Genomic DNA, 18,433 nt, shown 5'->3' with positions numbered 1-18,433 from the left:
CCGTTTAAGGAAGTGGTACCAGGGTTAGTATCTTGTCGAGGACCTGATTGACAGTGATGCCATCAGCTTCTGCCTCATAGCTGAGCAACAAGCGGTGACGAAGCACGTTATGGAATACACGGTGGATATCATCCGGCGTGACAAAATCCCGTTCTGACAGCCAGGCATTTGCGCGAGCGCAACGCTCAAGGGAGATGGTTGCACGCGGGCTTGCACCAAATTGCAGCCAGCTGGCCAGTTGCGCATCATAGGCTTCCGGTTGGCGGGTCGCGATAACCAGCTGTACCAGATAGTGTTCTAATTCCGGTGCCAAATGGATGTTCAGTATCGCCTGACGGGCATCGAGTATCTCTTGCTGAGATAGCTTACGCTTAATCTCTACCGTGCTGCCCTTGGCTTCATTGCGGCTTAAGCTCAGGATCTGTTGTTCGACCTCTGCACCTGGGTAATCTACTTCGAGATGCATCAAAAAGCGGTCCAATTGGGCTTCTGGCAACGGATAGGTGCCTTCTTGCTCAATCGGGTTTTGGGTTGCCATCACCAGAAATAGCTCTGGCAATGCATAGGTCTTGCTACCGACAGTGATCTGATGTTCAGCCATCGCCTCAAGTAATGCGGACTGTACTTTTGCCGGTGCACGGTTGATCTCGTCGGCAAGGATCAGGTTGTGAAATAGCGGCCCTTTCTGGAATACAAAACTGCCATTTTCCGGACGGTAGATATCGGTACCTGTCAGATCGGCGGGCAATAGATCGGGGGTAAACTGAACACGATGGAAATCGGCTTCAATGCCATCAGAGAGTGATTTAATGGCCCGAGTTTTAGCCAGTCCTGGAGGCCCTTCAACCAGCAAATGACCATCAGCGAGTAGGGCAATAAGGATATTGTGAGTTAATTCCGGTTGTCCCAGGATCTGCTGATTCAAATGGAGGTTGAGCTGTTGAAACTGACTGACAGGCATCTGACGTGCACCTTTCTTATCTGATTTTGTCGCGATTTGTTCGAGGTAAAACCTAACTAGCGCTTGGTTTTATCCGATTTTAAGCTTGAGATCCAGCCCACCTAATTCAGACTTTGTAAGCAAAAATCAAAACGAGTGTTTGAAACTACTGGCCGACTGGCTACAATGCTAAGCAAAGAGGTCAGACCTCTTTCTTTTTATGTGGCTAGAGTCTGACCGTCTGGATCAGTGATGGTTCACCGATAACGATAATTAGATAACGAGAAGGTGCGGGATGAGTAAGCAGGCATTACCCCTGGTCAGTCAGGGGGGCCACCGGATCGCGGTGGTGTCAGGACTGAGAACCCCGTTTGCCAAACAGGCAACGGCGTATCACAAGGTTCCAGCGCTGGATTTGGGTAAACTTGTGGTGGCAGAGATGCTACAGCGAGTCGATCTGGATCCGAAACTGGTGGATATGTTGGTGTTCGGTCAAGTGGTACAGATGCCTGAAGCCCCCAACATTGCTCGAGAAATTGTTCTGGGTACCGGCATGGACGTATCCACCGATGCCTACAGTGTTAGCCGTGCTTGCGCGACCAGCTTTCAGTCGGTTGCCAATGTGACTGAGTCGATTTTGGCCGGTCAGACCGAGATTGGTATTGCTGGCGGTGCCGATTCCAGCTCAGTGTTACCCATTGGTGTCAGTAAGAAGCTGGCGACCATTCTGGTTGAACTAAACAAAGCTCGCACCCTGGGCCAACGCCTCAAAATTATTCGTCAACTCGGTCTGAAAGACCTGATGCCAGTGCCTCCCGCTGTAGCCGAATACTCAACCGGCCTGAGCATGGGACAAACGGCAGAGCAGATGGCCAAGAGCCACGGTATTACCCGTCAGGCTCAGGATGAACTGGCCCATCGTTCTCATACCCTAGCAGCCAAAGCCTGGGCCGATGGTCTACTGTCCGATGAAGTGATGACTGCCCATGTCGCGCCATACAAGAGCTTTATCGAGCAGGACAACAACATTCGTGCTGATGGCAAGCTGGAAAGTTACGCCAAGTTACGCCCGGCATTCGATAAGCGTCATGGCAGTGTTACTGCCGCCAATAGTACTCCACTGACCGACGGTGCTGCCGCTGTGATGCTTATGCGGGAAGACGTGGCCAAGGCCCACGGTCTGGAGCCGCTGGGTTACATTCGCAGCTACGCGTTTGCCGCCATTGATGTCTGGCAGGACATGTTAATGGGCCCCTCTTATGCCACACCCAAGGCATTGGATAACGCAGGTATTACGCTGCAGGACCTCACCCTGATTGATATGCACGAAGCGTTTGCGGCGCAAAGCCTGGCGAATGTGAAGATGTTTGCCAGCGACACGTTTGCTCAGGAAAAACTGGGCCGTAGCAGCGCCATCGGTGAAATCGACATGGACAAGTTCAATGTGCTGGGTGGCTCTATCGCTTATGGCCACCCATTTGCCGCTACAGGTGCACGCATGATCATCCAAACCCTGCGAGAGCTGAAACGTCGAGGTGGCGGATTAGGGTTAACCACCGCCTGTGCGGCAGGTGGGTTGGGTGCGGCAATGGTGTTGGAGGCATAAATCATGACAGAACATACAAATGCATTCTCACTGACCACACGTGAAGACGGGGTTGCCATTATCACCATGGACGTGCCAGGCGAGAAGATGAACACGCTGAAAGCGGCGTTTGGTGATGAAGTTAACGGCGTGCTGGATCAACTTGAAACGACTGACAACCTGCAGGGGGTTGTGCTGATCAGTGGCAAGCCGGACTCCTTTGTGGCGGGTGCAGATATCAGCATGCTGGACGCCTGCAAAACCGCAGAAGAAGCGGAAGCTTTGTCTCTGCAAGGGCATAAGGTGTTTGCCCGTCTTGAAGGGCTGAAAGTACCTGTCGTCGCTGCTATTCACGGCCCTTGCCTGGGCGGTGGTTTAGAGCTGGCACTGGCATGTCATCGCCGCGTGTGCAGCGACGACGATAAAACCCGCTTGGGTGTACCGGAAGTTCAGCTGGGTTTATTACCTGGCGGTGGTGGTACACAGCGTTTACCCAAACTGGTGGGTATTGCCAAATCACTGGATATGATGCTGACAGGCAAGCAACTGCGTTCTAAACAAGCACTGAAAATGGGCCTAGTAGATGAAATGGTGCCGAATACCATTTTGCTGGAAACCGCAGTTAAGCTGGTGCTCAAAGGTAAGCCCAAGTCGGTTAAACCGCGCCTGAAAGGGGTTGAAAAGCTACTGGAAAACAATCCGGTGGGTTTGAAGGTGTTATTCGACCAGGCGCGTAAAAAGACCTTGGCGAAAACCCGTGGTAATTACCCAGCGGCAGAGCGGATCCTGGATTGTGTTGAAACAGGTGTGTCTGATAGTCGGCGTGGTTATGCCACCGAAGCTAAACACTTTGGTGCCCTGGTGCAATCTGCTGAATCGCAGCAACTGCGTAATATCTTCTTTGCGACCACTGAGATGAAGAAAGAGAGTGGTGCCGAAGGTGGTGAGGCGTTGCCCGTTCGTAAAACTGGGGTGCTTGGTGGCGGTTTGATGGGCGCAGGCATTGCCAATGTTACGGCGATGCGCGCCAAGCTTCCGGTGCGAGTCAAAGATGTTGCTCCGGCGGGTGTCAGTAATGCGCTGCGCTACAGCTACGATCGCCTGATGAAGCAGGTTAAGCGCCGTCACCTGACCAAGCGTCAGATGGAAAATCAGATGGCCCGTTTAACCGGTGCTACTGACTATTCCGGTTTCAGTGATATCGACATCGTGGTCGAAGCCGTGTTTGAGGATCTGTCACTGAAACACAGCATGGTCAAAGAGGTGGAAGCAAATGCCAAGCCGAGCACCATTTTTGCCAGTAACACCAGTTCGTTACCTATCGGTCAGATCGCCGAAGCGGCAGAGCGTCCGGAGCAGGTGATTGGCTTACATTATTTTTCGCCGGTAGAGAAGATGCCACTGGTGGAAGTGATCGCCCATGAGAAAACCTCACCTGAGACCATCGCAACCACGGTTGCCTTTGCAAAAGCGCAGGGCAAAACGCCGATTGTGGTGAAAGATGGTGCCGGTTTTTATGTTAACCGTATTCTCGCACTCTACGTGAACGAAGCTGCCCAAGTGTTGTTGGAAGGGCACAGCGTTGATGCGATGGACAATGCACTGTTGAACTTTGGCTTCCCGGTTGGGCCATTCAAGTTGCTGGATGAAGTGGGTATCGATGTTGGCAGTAAGATCGCACCGATCTTAGAAAATGAGTTGGGTGAACGCTTTAAAGCGCCTGACGCGTTCAGCAAGTTAATCGCTGATGGCCGCCTGGGCAAGAAGAGTAAGAAAGGGTTCTACGACTACTCGAAGAAGTCTAAAGGCAAGAAAGTCGACCTGTCTGTATATGGTGTGTTGGGATCTCAGCCAACCGCTACCACGGTAGCTACCGAAGTGGCAGAGCGCTGTGCATTGCAGATGCTGAATGAAGCGGCACGTTGCCTGGAAGAGGGCATCATTGCCTCACCACGTGACGGCGATATTGGTGCTATTTTCGGCATTGGTTTCCCGCCCTTCCTAGGCGGTCCATTCCGCTACATGGATACCTTGGGTGCCAAGCATATGGTGCACACGTTGAATGCTCTCAAAGAACGTAACGGCGACCGTTTCACCCCTGCGGACCTGCTGGTGAAGATGGCTGAAAATGATGAAAAATTTTATCAGTAGTCCAAATCAAAACCGTTAAATAGAGAAAAGGCGCTATTCTGGCGCCTTTTTTGTGGTTATTTTTCATACATTCCAATGTTAGAATGTGCACCAATTGAAGGAGAGTCGGTAAGCCATGTTGTTGCTGTTGTTACCCCTAAGTCTACTTAGCGCACTGTATTTTTATGTTGAAGCGATGAAGGCCGCGATGGGGCCACGTCGCTGGGCGGTGGCTGCCGCCATTGCTGGTCCGCTATTGTGGCCGCTATTTAACGCAGAAAAACGTATGCATTGGCGCAGGCAGGCTGGCAGAGAAAGTGTTTTTTGGTGTCCGTAATCAGGCCAGCTTCGGCGTGGAATGACTCAGCAGGTGAGGGGGTAAGCTGCCTTTGTGCTCTCTGAGCAAACCAGTCATGTCGCGATGAGGTAAGGGGTGGCTGAAGTAGAAGCCCTGGCAGATATCACAGTTCATTGCGCTTAATATCTTTATTTGGTCGCTGTTTTCAACGCCCTCCGCGACCACTTCCAAACCAAGATTATGGGCAATGGTAATAATCGCGTTCGCCATTTGTCTGTCTTCCAGCGTATGCTCCAGATCTTTGACAAAAGTACGGTCAATCTTCAACGTGGTGATTGGGAATTTTTTAAGATAAGCCAGCGAGCTATAGCCAGTCCCAAAATCATCCAGTGCCAGTAACACACCTTGCTTGCGTAATGCCTGCATCGAGCTAATCGCCTGCTTCGGCGACTGCATCACCGAGCCTTCGGTGATCTCCAGCTCTAACGCATCGGCTGGCAGGCCGGTACGTTCCAGGATCTCTTCTACGGTTTCATTAAAGTGGTCCAGATCAAGCTCTTTTGCCGACAGGTTGATCGCTATTCTTCCGTCGTAAAGCCCTTGCTCACGCCAGCTTTGTGCCGCCTGACAGGCCTGTTCAAGTACCCATCGACCAATGTCGATAATCAGCCCTGACTCTTCCGCCAGTGGCATGAAATCTCCAGGGGAGATAAGTCCCTGCTCTGGATGACGCAAACGCACCAGCGCCTCCATACCAATCATCTGTTGCCGTTCTACGGAGTACTGCGGCTGGTAATGCACTTCAAACCATTTTTCGCGTAAGCCCTGGCGCAGCATGGACTCCAAATGCAGTCGCTTGACCGCCTGTTCGTTCATCGACTCAGAGAAGAACTGGAATCTGTTGGCGCCCTGATTCTTGGCGTAGTACATCGCAATGTCAGCTTTTTTCAGCAAGTCTTCCGTTGACTCACCATCCAGCGGGTACATTGCAATGCCGATACTGCTGCTTACAAACAACTCTGAGTTCTGCACTTTAAACGGGTCACTGAGCGTGTCCATGGCCCGCTCAGCCACTTCCGACAATGTGCTGATAGAGTTTTCGCCTTCAATCACAATGGCAAACTCGTCACCACCCAGGCGATAAAGGGTATCTTCAGAGCGGCAACAGCGTTGCAGCCTGCGGGCAACGGCACAGAGCACCTGATCCCCGGCATTGTGGCCCAGAGAGTCGTTTACCTTCTTGAAATCGTCCAGGTCAAACACCAACAGGGCGTGTGGCTCGCTGCGGCGCACCATATGCTGGTGGTTAGCGTAGAACAGGGAACGATTCGGCAGCTCTGTGAGCGTATCTGAATTGGCCAGTTTGCGGAGTTCACGTTCGGTGCTTTTACGCTGTGTAATGTCGGAAAAGACACCCACGTAATGGGTAAAGTTACCCTCGTCATCGGTCACTGCATCCAGGGTCAACTCGATCTGGAATAGCGATCCATCAGCACGATGTACTTCCAACTCGCCAAACCAGCGTCCACTGTTTTGTAGCGTTTTTTTCAACTGTTCGGTGAACTGCTCTGGATAGCGATTAAAAGCGAAGCTCCATTCTGGAAGCTTATCTTTGGTGTAGCCCGTGATCTTGGTGAACGCCTGATTGATGTCGATAGGGCGGAACAGCTTGTCGAGAATGACGACCGCATCAGAGATGTTTTCCAATGTTCTTGCAAACAGCAGGTGCTGATCCTTGGTTTGCATCAGGTGGTTAACATCGGACAGGGTGCCTGCGATTCGGCTTGGTTTGCCGCCATCGTTACGGGCCACGATGCGACCTCGGTCTAACACCCACAACCAACCTTTTCTTTGTTCACCTTTAACGCGGTAAGTCAGTTGGTAGTGTTCGCTTTTCCCGTTCAGATGGTCTTCGATCGCCTTTCGAACTCGGGGAAGATCTTTCGGGTGGATGGCGCCGGCGTCGTAATGATCCTGGCTTCGCATGCCATCATCAGGAAAGAAACTCCAGTGGTGGCCGCGGTGCACGGTATTTTTAGCAATATCCCACTCCCACCATTCATCGCCACTGGCGTCCATGGAGTGGTTGAGTCGAATAAGTTGTTCGTTCAGCTGATGACGGTGTCGCTGTAGCCGAGCCATCAGCTTGCTAAGTAGTCCGTACATTAACAGCAGTGTCGACAGGGTTATCAGTGTTATTTGAGCATAGCCGCAAATATGACTGTCTGCCGTGTTTACAGCGCTTGCCGGTGCAGAAATGAGTGCCAGAGGGACGAGTAAACGATGTGCGTGGGGTAAACACACATTACGACAGACTCTCTTACCAAAGGAGGTAAAACTTGGCGGCACAACTTCCCCAAAAACAACAAAAAAACAGCGCTAGTGTTGTGAAATCCCTTGTCGTACTGCGCTGAATAAAAAATAAGCAAAATGATACCTGTAACATAGGTATCAAAAAGCTACATTATGTGAATTCTTATGTATGAACAAGGACGGATGTCGCGTTGTTTGATTTCTATTACATGGCTTTGCGTTAATTTAGAACAAAACGCTCAGACAATGACTTAAATTCGGATATATCTTCGATCCAGCTGGCGTCCACGAAGGTTGGTTTTTCTTGCGCCTGTTCGCCGTGACTGAACATGACAACTCTGTCGGCGTTATCCGCGATCAATCGCTCTTCAACGAATCGAATGATGGCGGCTTTGTCCAATTGCGCGATTTGTTGGGCCACTTTTTCTCGTTGATTAAACTTAAAGTCTTTATTGCCTATGCAGACCCAAAAACGTTGGGCCAGGGTTCTCAGGTTGTTGTCCGGTTCAATGACCTGGCTGATTAAGCCCTGCTGGGCATGCTGCCACTCTTCTTCACTCATCTGCGTCAAAATGTCTGGAAACTGCTTAAGGAAGTCATCAACCGCGGAAAGTAGTTTGGCCGGACCATTATTAGGTGACTGTAAATACAGGATTAAACCCGGGTGGCGCTGCATGGGTAAGTAACCTGTGCCCACCATGTAACCCAGCTGTTGTTGTGTTCGCAACTCATGGAAAAAGGGAGAAGATATCAGGTGGTTAAGTAGCAAGAACAACGCAACCTTGTTTGGCGATGTCAGCGTCGACTGATAGTAGACCACCAGAGCTGCGTCATTATGTGGGACTTCCAGCTCGCGCACTAATGTGCCCTGGCCACCTATGTTAAGGAGTTCTCTTGGACAGCCTTGTACTGGTTTCGCACTGCTGAAGAGCCGCTCTTGCACCCAGTCACCCTGCGCCTTTGCTTCTTCTGCCAACCAATCCCCGTGGATCATCATCTCCAGGTGTAATTCTTGTTTGAATCGGGCGACATACTCTTCGAGTTGAGCCAAGGTGATATGGGTGATCTCATGGGCTAATCTGCGAGGCCCAGGGTTAGCAGGCTGTAACAGTGCCGCCAACTCCGAAAACAGTTGGCTGACGGGCCTGTTTTTTTCAGCATTTTGCCAATGACGCAACAGTTGTTTCTTGAGGCGCTCAAAACTCTCCATTTTTAGCTTGGGACGATAAAGTTGCTGAAGTAGGGTTTCCAGCAACAGCTTTTGTTTGCCGGTAAAACCGGCAAGGTGCAGTGTCACGCCGCATTGATGGGCGTAAATATGATAACTAAGCCCGGCTATTTCGGCGGGATACGTGGTTTCAGACAGGTTGTCCAGCACCATTTCGACAGCCAAACGCAGCATGGCAACCTCTGCCGGGCTGCGACCCGCGGCGGGGCTGTCGACACTCAGATAGAGGTGCCCCTTGGGTAGGTGAAACTTGTGTTCCTGTTTGTGCCAAAGCCTGAAATGTGGGGTATCCACCAACCGCTCTGGGTGGTTCAGCTCTTTCTGTATGGGCCTGGCGTCGGCCAGGTCCACGATATAAGGGTTTGGCGGCGGTAAAACGTTCTGACGCAGTTCTGCCCTTGGCGCGCTCCAATGGGCAACTTGCTCGTCACTGAATTGAGATACCGCGTACTCGGTAAAATAGAGATCAGCTTCTACGTTGGTCGCCACTTCAGGTGCGATCAGGTAGACCCGCATATTGTCCGGCGTGAGCAGGTTAAGCGTGTTATTTACCAGCTCTTCCTCCAACCCATCCATACGATAGTCGCCATAGATGGTGTCTTCTTCATCGTAGTGCTGCATGTTGACAGCCAAGTGGCTGACGACATCGATGGGGCGGCCTTTTTCCTGGAAACGGTATGCTTGCTCGGTGATCCGTTGCTTCTCTTGATAGCGCCACTCCTCTACACCGCGCTCTTTGATCGCGTTAATGAGTGCGAAGCTAAATTCGATAATTTCGTTTACGTAGCGTAAACCCTGCTCGGTGAGCAAGAAGTCGATATTAAAATCTTTGAAGTTACTGCCATTAATACCGCCGCCCGCCGACATGGTGGTAACCCAGCCAACCTCTTTTAGTTGCGCTAGCAGGCTGTCGGCCCCTTCATCCCCCAGCAGATGGCTGATAAAGCTGATGGGCTTGGAGCGATAGGTTGAATCAACTTCAGGCAGCGCAAAACTGAGGATCAGCTTTCTCACGGTTTTTTGTGGGCGCACCTGAATAATCAGTTTTTGGTGCATATCGTGATACATCGGCTCTGTTACCGGTATTTTGTCGGCGTTGCCTTGATGTATCTGTTCAAAAACCTTGACCGCCTGCTCTTGAGTGTCCAGCGGTAAAGCGCTGAGCAGGCAGAGCGTCATGTTGTTAGCGTGATAGTGATTCGTAAAATGCTGTCGGAGCTCTGTGGCGAGATTTGAGCCCTCGCGGTCGGCCAGGGTTTCTAAGTTTCCCACTGAAAATTTGGCAAAGGGGTGAGCGGGGTTGATGGTTTCTTTCTGTACCTGAAAAAGACGACGGACATCGTCTTTGATTTTCATCCGGTATTCGGCATCTATTGACTGGCGTTCTTTTTCAAGCCAATCGGGGTCAAGCAGCGGACAAATAAAGAATTGAGCGAACCGATCTAGGCCATCAAGAAAATGTTGATGCTCGATATCGAAGAAATAGCAGCTGTGTTCGGTGCCGGTCCAACCGTTGTGGTTGCCACCATGAGTGGAGATAAAACGCTGGTATTCATCGGCATCGGAATATTTTTCCGTGCCCAGAAACAGCATGTGCTCAAGCAGATGCGACATGCCGTGTCTGTCATCAGGATCGTCAAAATGTCCTGCGTTCACCGCTAATGCCATGGCCGATTTGGTCGCTTTTGCGTCTTCAGCCAGCAGTACTCGCAGCCCGTTTTTTAACCGCAGATAGCGGTAGTTTCTATGATCATTAGGGCTGGTTAGCACGAGACCCCCGTCTCAAACTGGAAGATTATAAATACTAGTTGATCATCAAAGACTTGTCTCAGGGTTTGTTATCAAGATGAGAATTTGTCCGGGTTCTGCTTGCCCTAAGTTAGGGCCTTCCCTATGCTAGTGCAAATATAAGAAATTTCTTCTTTATGGTTGTACTTGAATGCAAGTGTTCATCATGCGTCATGGTCAGGCAGAGGAACTCGCGGGACGAGATAAAGATCGCGCCCTGACCCCAGACGGTATGCTGGAAAGCAGTTTAATGGCGCGTTGGCTGGTGGAACAGGGGGGGGTATTTCAGCATGCTTTGGTCAGCCCCTACCTGAGAGCGCTGCAAACCTTTGCCCAAGTGAATACCGTACTTACCTTAAATCAGACCAGTGTTGAAGTGATGGATGAGCTGACGCCCCATGGTGATCCTGAAATGATCGCAGGCTACATCTATGCGCTGGCAGAGAAGAAAGTCGATTCCCTGTTGATTGTATCTCACATGCCCCTGGTGAGCTTTTTGGTGGAATCGCTGGATGTTCAGCGTTCTTTGCCTATGTTTGCTCCCAGCTCTGTTGCACGTATTGAGTATGATGTTAACTCAATGTCTGGCCATCTTTTGGCGATGCAGGATGCCGTGAATATGGTGTAGTAACCAATAGATGGCAGGATTTTTTAACCTGCTTTAGGATCCGGCGTATCTAATAGCACCAGCAAGGCATTTCTGCCGCCATACTCTCTGGGGGCCTCACAAAACGCCAACACGGCAGGGTGTTGCACCAGCCATTTTGGCAGCTGCCGTTTTAAGATCCCAAACCCCTGTCCATGCATCACTGACACCACATCAATCCACTCTTTGCGGGCAGTATTAAACAAGCCCAGTAGTTCCTGTTTAGCTTCCGCTTTACTTAAACCATGCAGGTCGAGAAATAGCTCTGGTGGCAGGTCGCCACGCTTTAGTCTTTTCAGTTGATGTGAAGCAAGATCAGGCTGACGAAACTCAACGCCCTGGCTGAAATCCAGCAAGGGTTCATAATCATCACTGAAAAACTGATCTACCTGCTTTTCACTGGCGACGGGTTTGGCAGTTGCTCTGGTCGGTTTAGTCTGCGCGCGGGCGTGACGTATGGTATCCTGCTGCAACTTTTTGCTGCCAGAGACGGCGTCGAGGAACATCTGTAACTCGTCATCGGACGTAGAAGGTGGTTTTTTCATGACCAGTGGTGGCGTGTTTTCAGACCTATCATGGCCGCTATGGTACTGAGAGAGGATTATTTTGGACAAGATATTTGTCGATGATGCAGTGAATGAACTGCGCACTATCGGTGACATGATCCGCTGGAGTGTCAGCCGTTTCAATGATGCTCAGGTATTTTGTGGTCATGGTACTGACAATAGCTGGGACGAAGCCGTAGCGCTGGTATTGCAGACATTGCACCTGCCGATTGATGTGGACCCCAGTGTGCAAACAGCGCGCCTGACGACGTGTGAGAAAAAGCGCATTGTTGACCGTGTAGTTAAACGCATCGTTGACCGCGTACCTGTGCCTTATCTCACCAACCGCGCCTGGTTTGCTGGACTCGAGTTTTTTGTTGATGAACGCGTACTGGTCCCTCGCTCACCGATCGCTGAATTGATTGAGCAGGGCTTCCAACCCTGGTTGCAGCAGATGCCAATGCGGGTACTGGATATGTGTACCGGCAGTGGCTGTATCGCTATTGCGCTGGCCCATGCATTTGAAGACGCTGAAGTCGACGCCGTCGATATCTCCAGCGAGGCACTGCAGGTGGCAGAGATTAATGTGCAGAATTATCACCTGCATGATCGTGTCTATCCGATTGAGTCCGACCTGTTTAATCAGTTGCCGGGACAAAAATACGATCTGATCGTCAGTAATCCTCCGTATGTAGACGCCGAAGATCTGGCGGATATGCCAGAAGAGTTTGGTCATGAGCCTGAGCTGGGCCTTGCATCTGGCAACGACGGTTTGGACCTGACCCGCCGCATGCTGGCAGAAGCGGCCGACCACCTGAATGAAAACGGCCTGCTGATTGTGGAAGTGGGTAATAGCCAGATCCACCTGATGGATCAATTCCCGGAAGTGCCTTTCACCTGGCTCGAGTTTGAGCGCGGTGGTGACGGTGTCTTCATGTTGGATCAGGCACAGCTAAAAGAGTTTCAGTCGCTGTTTCGCGACCAGCTCGCTAAACCAGTTCAATAAGTAAATTAAGAACATAAAATAATTATCTATAAGCGATTCTAGGGGACAAGAGAAAGATGTCAGGGAACACATTTGGCAAATTGTTCACCGTAACCACCTTTGGTGAGAGTCACGGTGTGGCATTGGGCTGTATTGTCGATGGCTGCCCGCCAGGACTAGAGATATCAGCCGAAGATCTGCAGGTTGATCTGGACCGTCGCCGTCCGGGTACCAGCCGCTATACCACGCAGCGCCGTGAATCTGATGAAGTTCAGATCCTGGGCGGCGTGTTTGAAGGCAAAACCACGGGGACGCCTATCGGCCTGGTCATCTTTAACCAGGATCAGCGCTCACAGGACTACGGCAAGATTAAAGACCTGTTCCGTCCGGGCCATGCCGACTACACATATCAGCAAAAATATGGCATCCGCGATTACCGCGGTGGTGGCCGTTCTTCTGCCCGCGAAACCGCAATGCGTGTCGCCGCCGGTGCTATCGCCAAAAAATACCTGGCCGAAAAACATGGTATTAAGATCCGCGCCTGCCTGACCCAGATGGGTGATGTGACATGCGACATCAAAGATTGGGATGCAGCCGAAGAGAACCCGTTTTTCTGTGCAGACCCAAGTAAGCTGGAAGCACTGGACGCATTGATGCGCGACCTGAAAAAAGAGGGTGACTCCATCGGTGCCAAAGTTTCCGTGGTTGCCGAAAACGTGCCGGTTGGCCTCGGCGAGCCTATTTTTGATCGCCTGGATGCCGATATCGCCCACGCGATGATGAGCATCAATGCGGTCAAAGGCGTTGAGATTGGTGATGGCTTTGACTGCGTAAACCAAAAAGGCAGTGAGCATCGCGATACACTCACGCCAGAAGGGTTTACCTCCAACCATGCCGGTGGTGTGCTGGGTGGTATCTCCACCGGTCAGTCAGTGATCGCTCACATCGCATTGAAACCTACCTCCAGCATTACCGTGCCGGGCGATACTGTCGACATCAACGGCGAGAAAGCGGAAGTGATCACCAAGGGCCGTCATGATCCTTGTGTGGGTATTCGAGCCGTGCCTATCGCCGAAGCCATGATGGCATTAGCGCTGATGGATCACTGCCTGCGCCATCGTGGTCAAAATGCTGATGTGAACAGCCAAACGCCGGTTTTGCCCGGTCAAGCCTGATCTGATCATACCGCGCATAAAAAAGGGTTAGATTGATGACCCCTCGCCATCACCTCAGTTTTGGCTCAGGCTACTTTGCCTTTTTCGCCATACTGGGGTTGATGGTGCCATATCTCAGCGTATTCCTTGATGGCCGCGGCTACAGCTCACTGCAAATCGGTGAGCTGCTGGCCATCCTTATGGCCACTCGCATTGTTTCTCCCAACCTTTGGGCCTATGTGGCCGACCATACCGGTAAACGCGTTCACGTGATGCGCGTTGGCGCACTGCTGGCGTTTGTTTGTTTCTTTCTGGCTTACCCCAACCGCGGCATCGCTTGGATGGCACTGGCATTGGCCAGCTTCTCGTTTTTCTGGGCGGCGATTTTGCCTCAATTGGAAGTGCTGACACTGCGCAGCTTGGGTCAGGAGCGCCATCACTACAGCAAAATCAGGGCCTGGGGCAGCATCGGCTTTATTCTGGTAGTGGTGATCGCGGGCTATGTGATTGAAGCGCGTGGGGCAGAACAGCTACTGATTATCGGCTCTGTGCTGCTGGGTTTATTGGTAGTCAGCACTTACCTGATTAACGATATAGCAATACCGCGTGACGACTCGCAAAGCCAGACTCTGGCCGAAAATTGGCTGAGTTGGCCGATGGCGGCGTTTATGGTTTCGACCATCTTGCTACAGATAAGCCACGGACCTTATTACGGTTTTTTCGTGCTTTACATGGAACAGTTTGGTTATAGCAATGCCATTGCTGGTTGGCTGATCACGCTGGGGGTAGTCGCTGAGATAGGCGTGTTTATGGTCAGTGGGCGCTTACTTGAGCGTATGGGGATTAAAGCGGTATTAGCCGGTGCCTTGCTGTTAACCGCAGGGCGTTGGGCGTTACTGGCCTGGTTTGCACACTGGTTGCCAACTCTGCTGCTGGCTCAGGTGCTTCATGCGGCCAGCTTTGGTCTGACCCATGCCGCATCCATCCAGTTTATCCATGGCTATTTCAGTGAAAAACAGCAGGGCCGCGGTCAGGCGATGTATAACAGTATCGGTTTTGGCGTTGGCGGTGCCATTGGTGCCTGGATCGCCGGGTTGACCTGGCAGCAAGGACAGGGCGCAACGACCAGTTTTGCCATTGCTACCATCGCAGCCCTATTAGCCTGGGCACTTATTATGTTTATCCCCACACAGCGCCTGGCGCCAACGCACAAATGAAGCAAGGACGACACAGGTGATTTGAGCTGTTGAACCCATTACAATGCCAGCCAACTAAAGCAATCCGCGTTTTATTTATGTCTGACATTGCTGTCGCTGAAAATTCGAATGTTGAGACGGTGACAACCGAACACGATTACCACGCCCTTATCTCCCTGTTTAATCAAGAGTTTAAACAGTCACTGAATACTGTGCTGGTGGCTGGCGATGAAGAGCCGCTTTATCAGCCCGCGGATGACAACAATCCCCACCACCAGATCATCTTTGCCCATGGGTACTTTGCCAGCGCACTGCACGAAATCGCCCATTGGTGTCAGGCCGGCGAAAAACGACGACAACTGGTCGACTACGGCTATTGGTATTGCCCAGACGGAAGAGATGCGCAGCAACAGGCAGATTTTGAAAAGGTAGAAATTAAACCTCAGGCGATAGAGTGGGGTCTGGCAGTCGCCTGCGGCTTTGCGTTTAACGTCAGTAGTGACAACCTTAATGGCGTGATGCCAGACCGGTTGGCGTTTCAGCACAAAGTTCATGATCAGGCGATGGTGTACCTGAAAAACGGCTTCCCTCCCAGAGCCGCACAGCTGATGCGAGCGCTGCAAAAAGCGTTTGCTGTTCCTGAGATCACCCGCGAGAGTTTTGATTACCGAGGCATGTATGAGCGCTAGGTTTCGGCTGGGCCTGATCATCAACCCCTTTGCCGGTATTGGTGGTAGCGTCGCACTTAAGGGCAGTGATGGCGCAGAGATACGTGAGCAGGCACTGGCCATGGGCGCTGAGCCTCTGGCCCAAACTCGCACTGAACAGGCGCTGCTGCGTTTACAGCCATATCGAGATCAGCTGGAGGTTTTCACCGTCACTGGCACTATGGGCGAGGAGCTTAGCAAACAGCTGGGCTTTAAAACTCATACCGTTTATCAGCCCCTGCAATCTCCCACCGAAGCATCTGATACCCGTGCTGCTGCCGAGCAGCTGGTCAACGCACAGGTTGATCTGATCCTGTTTGCCGGTGGCGATGGCACCGCCAGAGATATCTGCGCAGCGTTAGAAGCCTGCGACGCCGAACACACCACAGTGCTGGGGATTCCCGCCGGCTGTAAGATCCATTCCGGCGTTTACTGCGTGACGCCGGCCGCGGCCGGGCGTGTGGTGGAAGATCTGATCACAGGCAAACCCGTCAGCCTGATGGATGCCGACGTGATGGATATCGACGAAGCTGCCTTTCGTGAGGGCAGAGTAAGAGCCAAACGTTTTGGTGAAATGGCGATCCCTGCTGAGCTGCAGTATGTGCAAAGCGTTAAAGTAGGTGGCCAGGAGTCGGATGAATTGGTGCTGGATGCCATCGCCGACCATGTGATTGACGAACTTGAGCCTGATGACCTTTGCCTGATGGGATCAGGCAGTACCGTCGCCGCCGTGATGGAGCGGCTTGGCCTGGACAACACGTTGCTGGGTGTTGACCTGATACAAGACGAAACGCTTGTTGCCAGCGATCAGACCGCCGCGCAGCTACTGGAACAAATCGAAGCCCATAACGATATCGACAGCGTGAAACTGGTGATCACCCTTATCGGAGGCCAAGGGCATCTATTTGGCCGTGGTAATCAGCAGCTTAGCCCTGCGCTACTCAAACAGATCAAACGAGAAAATATTCTGGTAGTGGCCACCAAGGCCAAACTCAGTTCTTTAAACGGCCGCCCACTCATTGCCGATACCGGCGATGCCGAACTCAACCAACAGCTTTGCGGTACCATTGCTGTGATCACCGGCTATCACGATAAGGTGCTGTACCGGGTGGCGAGTCCGGGGTAGTACTCATCATTGTGCTCAGATTAATAGCCGTAAGTGGACTGGCTACGCCGCTACCATGCATCCCTAGAACATGGGTGTAGATTTGCGTTGTTTTAATATCTTCATGCCCCAGCAACTCTTGGATAGTTCTTAAATCCGTTCCGTTTTGAAGTAGGTGGGTGGCAAACGAGTGACGCAACGTATGACAGGTCACATGCTTGTGAATCCCAGCTTGAACACCAGCCTTTCGCACCGCCCTTTGTAACCCTTTTTCCAATAAGTGATGACGCTTGATACGACCCGTCATAGGGTCTATCGCCCGGTTGGGTGACGGGAACAAATACTGCCAATAATAGCTTTTGGCGACATGTGGATACTTCCGATAGAGCGCTGGTGGCATAGAGGCCTCGCCAAAACCTTCTGCTCTATCTTGTGCGTGTATTAATCGGACCTTTTCTGCTTGGACTCTCAGCGTTTCAATCAAATTGGGTGGCAGTATGGTCACCCTGTCTTTTCCACCTTTGCCGCGACGGACGGTGATGGTCATCTGTTCGAAATTGAGCGCTTCGATGCGTAACCGAAGGCATTCGCTAAGTCGCAGACCAGCACCGTACATAAGGCAAGCCATTAGCTGATAGTGACCATTGAGCTGAGATAGGAGTTGGCTCACCTCTGCATGGGTCAAAACGACAGGTATTTTTTCTTTAGGTTTCGCACGCTGGGCTCTAATTCCCTCTAGCTCTCGCCCCAATACCTTCTGATACAAAAAGAGAAGTGCGTTTAAGGCTATATTCTGCGTTGCGGGCGACACTAAACGTTTTACCGCTAAGTGAGTGAGGTATCTTTCCACATCTGATTTGGTAAGCTTTTCTGGATGTACCTTGTTGTTAAACAAGATAAATCGCCTGATCCAATGCCAATACGTTTTTTCCGTTTTAAGGGCATAGTGGTTGCGTTTGATAGCTTCGTGAAAGCGTTGTTGAAGTTTCTTTGGCGACTGTTCCATGTCTGCGCTGATTTTAACTGTATAAATGTACATACATGTATGGAACACCATGTGATATCTGTCAAGGAACTGTATGCCCCTTATTTCAGCGTTATTTGTGACATGACTGAGAAAAACATAGGTATCAGTGGGTTAAGATTGAAGGATTATTTTTTAGGGAAGTAGGATAGGGGTACTAAGGGGGATAGGTATACATGGCTCCCTTAATCAGATAGATACCCCGTGTATACCTACTCAGCGTTAAATGCCATGGATGCTCTAGAGAAACTTGCAGCGAAGAATAAGGCTCATCAAAAACAGCGTAGAGGCGAACGCTTCTTATCGGCTGTAATGTTTTTAGTGCTTATTCCATCGATACTCGGAATAGTAGTTGATCTTGGGTTTATCGAGTCCAGCAGTAATTTTAACCTCTGGCTTTATGGGTTAGGAGCGTTAGGTTTTGGTCTTCTGCTGGCGGCTATGGGCGACCTTATGCGTATTCCAAGGTGGCTGAAAATATGTGGTCTTCTGGTCGCTCAGTGTTGGTTCGTATACTTTTGGACGTTTCAAATGCAGTCATGGATGGCATTTTTACCACTCGTCCCAGCATATCTGGTGTTGCAATTACGAGCCTCTATCAAAGAACACAGCGTGGAAGAATGAAGGCAACGGCATTTAACAAGAAAAACCATTGGGACAAGCTAAACAGCGCGGCTTTGCCGCTAACTTGCTCCCTGTTTTAGGCGTTATGTGTATACAGGTTTTTAAGGTGACTGATTACTTAAAACATGCATTAGAAGTGCTCCTGACCGTATTCAAGTGGAGTAT

The 18,433-nt window shown here is 51.1% G+C and carries 15 protein-coding genes; 10 read left to right on the top strand and 5 right to left on the bottom strand.

Annotation, left to right across the window (positions count from 1 at the left end; genetic code table 11):
• Positions 1-4 precede the first annotated feature (4 nt).
• Positions 5-961, bottom strand: coding sequence for an AAA family ATPase (locus tag ABEA14_RS17940; RefSeq protein ID WP_345342010.1), 957 nt, complete (start codon positions 959-961; stop codon positions 5-7).
• 274 nt (positions 962-1,235) lie between these two features.
• Between ABEA14_RS17940 and fadI the strand changes: the two genes are divergently transcribed.
• From fadI to ABEA14_RS17925, 3 genes are all read left to right on the top strand, one after another.
• The gene (gene fadI, locus ABEA14_RS17935; protein WP_345342008.1) at positions 1,236-2,546 is read left to right on the top strand and encodes an acetyl-CoA C-acyltransferase FadI; all 1,311 of its coding nucleotides are present in this window, start codon (positions 1,236-1,238) and stop codon (positions 2,544-2,546) included.
• Between the two features lie 3 nt (positions 2,547-2,549).
• Positions 2,550-4,676: a fatty acid oxidation complex subunit alpha FadJ gene (gene fadJ / locus ABEA14_RS17930; RefSeq protein ID WP_345342006.1), complete on the top strand. Its 2,127-nt coding sequence runs from the start codon at positions 2,550-2,552 to the stop codon at positions 4,674-4,676.
• Positions 4,677-4,791: 115 nt separating this feature from the next.
• Positions 4,792-4,992 (top strand): hypothetical protein, encoded by a 201-nt coding sequence (locus ABEA14_RS17925; protein WP_345342004.1) that lies wholly within the window; start codon positions 4,792-4,794, stop codon positions 4,990-4,992.
• Here the strand turns inward: ABEA14_RS17925 and ABEA14_RS17920 are convergent, their stop codons facing one another.
• Positions 4,993-7,257 (bottom strand): bifunctional diguanylate cyclase/phosphodiesterase, encoded by a 2,265-nt coding sequence (locus ABEA14_RS17920; RefSeq protein WP_345342002.1) that lies wholly within the window; start codon positions 7,255-7,257, stop codon positions 4,993-4,995.
• Positions 7,258-7,486: 229 nt separating this feature from the next.
• On the bottom strand, positions 7,487-10,264 hold the full coding sequence (locus ABEA14_RS17915; RefSeq protein ID WP_345342000.1) for an insulinase family protein: 2,778 nt from the start codon (positions 10,262-10,264) through the stop codon (positions 7,487-7,489).
• 169 nt (positions 10,265-10,433) lie between these two features.
• On the opposite strand from ABEA14_RS17915, the gene sixA reads away from it, so the two are divergent.
• Positions 10,434-10,910, top strand: a complete 477-nt coding sequence (gene sixA / locus ABEA14_RS17910) for a phosphohistidine phosphatase SixA (RefSeq protein WP_345341998.1) — start codon at positions 10,434-10,436, stop codon at positions 10,908-10,910.
• A 23-nt stretch (positions 10,911-10,933) separates the two neighbouring features.
• Here sixA and smrB read toward each other — a convergent pair whose 3' ends face one another.
• Positions 10,934-11,542, bottom strand: coding sequence for an endonuclease SmrB (gene smrB / locus ABEA14_RS17905; RefSeq protein WP_345341996.1), 609 nt, complete (start codon positions 11,540-11,542; stop codon positions 10,934-10,936).
• On the opposite strand from smrB, the gene prmB reads away from it, so the two are divergent.
• The 5 genes from prmB (at position 11,535) to ABEA14_RS17880 (ending at position 16,641) form a co-directional block, all read left to right on the top strand.
• Entirely contained in the window at positions 11,535-12,479 is a 945-nt protein-coding gene (prmB, locus tag ABEA14_RS17900) for a 50S ribosomal protein L3 N(5)-glutamine methyltransferase (protein WP_345341994.1), read from the top strand. The genes smrB and prmB overlap by 8 nt on opposite strands.
• Before the next feature lie 56 nt (positions 12,480-12,535).
• Positions 12,536-13,633 carry a chorismate synthase gene (gene aroC / locus ABEA14_RS17895; RefSeq protein ID WP_345341992.1) on the top strand — a complete coding sequence of 366 codons (1,098 nt, stop codon included), beginning with the start codon at positions 12,536-12,538 and terminating at the stop codon, positions 13,631-13,633.
• Between the two features lie 35 nt (positions 13,634-13,668).
• Positions 13,669-14,829 (top strand): MFS transporter, encoded by a 1,161-nt coding sequence (locus tag ABEA14_RS17890; protein WP_345341990.1) that lies wholly within the window; start codon positions 13,669-13,671, stop codon positions 14,827-14,829.
• Positions 14,830-14,906: 77 nt separating this feature from the next.
• Positions 14,907-15,497: an elongation factor P hydroxylase gene (locus tag ABEA14_RS17885; RefSeq protein ID WP_345341988.1), complete on the top strand. Its 591-nt coding sequence runs from the start codon at positions 14,907-14,909 to the stop codon at positions 15,495-15,497.
• A complete protein-coding gene (locus tag ABEA14_RS17880; RefSeq protein WP_345341986.1) occupies positions 15,487-16,641 on the top strand; it encodes an ATP-NAD kinase family protein in 1,155 nt (384 codons plus the stop codon). Before ABEA14_RS17885 ends, ABEA14_RS17880 begins: the two co-directional genes overlap by 11 nt.
• On the opposite strand, the gene ABEA14_RS17875 is transcribed toward ABEA14_RS17880, so the two are convergent.
• Positions 16,592-17,659: an integron integrase gene (locus ABEA14_RS17875; RefSeq protein WP_345341984.1), complete on the bottom strand. Its 1,068-nt coding sequence runs from the start codon at positions 17,657-17,659 to the stop codon at positions 16,592-16,594. The genes ABEA14_RS17880 and ABEA14_RS17875 overlap by 50 nt on opposite strands.
• 189 nt (positions 17,660-17,848) lie before the next feature.
• Between ABEA14_RS17875 and ABEA14_RS17870 the strand changes: the two genes are divergently transcribed.
• On the top strand, positions 17,849-18,268 hold the full coding sequence (locus tag ABEA14_RS17870; protein WP_345341982.1) for a hypothetical protein: 420 nt from the start codon (positions 17,849-17,851) through the stop codon (positions 18,266-18,268).
• Positions 18,269-18,433: the final 165 nt, after the last annotated feature.

Origin of the sequence: Corallincola platygyrae (genome assembly GCF_039544265.1) — a bacterium.
Lineage (GTDB): Bacteria > Pseudomonadota > Gammaproteobacteria > Enterobacterales > Neiellaceae > Corallincola > Corallincola platygyrae.
The sequence above is the reverse complement of the archived record's forward strand: the minus strand, read 5'-3'. Positions and strand labels throughout refer to the sequence as shown.

Excerpts from the sequence above, each read along its gene's own strand:
- fadI (WP_345342008.1), top strand. The coding sequence starts at position 1,236 with ATGAGTAAGCAGGCATTACCCCTGGTCAGTCAGGGGGGCCACCGGATC.
- sixA (WP_345341998.1), top strand. The coding sequence starts at position 10,434 with ATGCAAGTGTTCATCATGCGTCATGGTCAGGCAGAGGAACTCGCGGGA.
- ABEA14_RS17925 (WP_345342004.1), top strand. The coding sequence starts at position 4,792 with ATGTTGTTGCTGTTGTTACCCCTAAGTCTACTTAGCGCACTGTATTTT.
- ABEA14_RS17890 (WP_345341990.1), top strand. The coding sequence starts at position 13,669 with ATGACCCCTCGCCATCACCTCAGTTTTGGCTCAGGCTACTTTGCCTTT.
- ABEA14_RS17880 (WP_345341986.1), top strand. The coding sequence starts at position 15,487 with ATGAGCGCTAGGTTTCGGCTGGGCCTGATCATCAACCCCTTTGCCGGT.
- ABEA14_RS17885 (WP_345341988.1), top strand. The coding sequence starts at position 14,907 with ATGTCTGACATTGCTGTCGCTGAAAATTCGAATGTTGAGACGGTGACA.
- ABEA14_RS17940 (WP_345342010.1), bottom strand. The coding sequence starts at position 961 with ATGCCTGTCAGTCAGTTTCAACAGCTCAACCTCCATTTGAATCAGCAG.
- ABEA14_RS17875 (WP_345341984.1), bottom strand. The coding sequence starts at position 17,659 with ATGTACATTTATACAGTTAAAATCAGCGCAGACATGGAACAGTCGCCA.
- fadJ (WP_345342006.1), top strand. The coding sequence starts at position 2,550 with ATGACAGAACATACAAATGCATTCTCACTGACCACACGTGAAGACGGG.
- aroC (WP_345341992.1), top strand. The coding sequence starts at position 12,536 with ATGTCAGGGAACACATTTGGCAAATTGTTCACCGTAACCACCTTTGGT.